The 226-nt window shown below is 66.8% G+C and carries 1 protein-coding gene; it reads left to right on the top strand.

The genetic code is table 11. From position 1 onward, the window contains the following. A partial coding sequence (locus tag MTQ10_RS31200) for a transposase (protein ID WP_247474177.1) occupies window positions 1–223 on the top strand: 223 nt, incomplete at its 5' end. Between the last annotated feature and the right edge of the window lie 3 nt (window positions 224–226).

Genomic DNA, 226 nt, shown 5'->3' with positions numbered 1-226 from the left:
GCGGGAATGGCTTCGCGAGCGTCGCATCCGTCACCGCATCGCCCGCAAAGGCATCGAGTCGTCCACGCGGCTCGGCCGACACCGCTGGGTCGTTGAGAGAACGGTCTCCTGGCTGGCCGGATGCCGAAGGCTGCACCGCCGTTACGAGCGAAAGGCCGAGCACTTCCTGGCCTTCGTCGGCATCGCCGCAGCCCTCATCGGCTACCGCCGACTCACCAACTGAAAC

Source organism: Streptomyces sp. XM83C (genome assembly GCF_023072675.1).
Classification (GTDB): Bacteria; Actinomycetota; Actinomycetes; order Streptomycetales; family Streptomycetaceae; genus Streptomyces; species Streptomyces thermocoprophilus.
This window is presented reverse-complemented; position numbering and strand designations above follow the sequence as displayed.